The following is a 250-nucleotide window of genomic DNA, read 5'->3' as shown; positions in this document are numbered from 1 at the left end:
GTCTCGCTGCTGGCGTCGAGCACCGGTTCCGATTTCAAGTATGCGCGCGCCGGCTACGTGATGCCGGTCGGCTCGGCGGGCACCCGCCTGGGCCTGTCCTACGCCGGGCTGCGCTACCACCTGGGCGAGGAATTCGAGGCGCTCGACGCCCAGGGCACCGCCAAGGTCGGCGAAGTGGTGCTGCCCCATCCGCTGCTGCGCACGCGCCGCCCCAGCCTGCAGCAGCGCCTGACCTACGAGGACAAGCGCT

The 250-nt window shown here is 71.2% G+C and carries 1 pseudogene; it reads left to right on the top strand.

The features are described 5' to 3' along the window. Nucleotides 1–60: 60 nt before the first annotated feature. Nucleotides 61–250 (top strand): annotated as a pseudogene (locus KVT32_RS30915) (ShlB/FhaC/HecB family hemolysin secretion/activation protein); the annotation flags it as partial.

This window comes from Achromobacter sp. GbtcB20 (genome assembly GCF_019091095.1).
In the GTDB taxonomy this organism is placed as follows: Bacteria; Pseudomonadota; Gammaproteobacteria; order Burkholderiales; family Burkholderiaceae_B; genus Achromobacter; species Achromobacter mucicolens.
The sequence above is the reverse complement of the archived record's forward strand: the minus strand, read 5'-3'. Positions and strand labels throughout refer to the sequence as shown.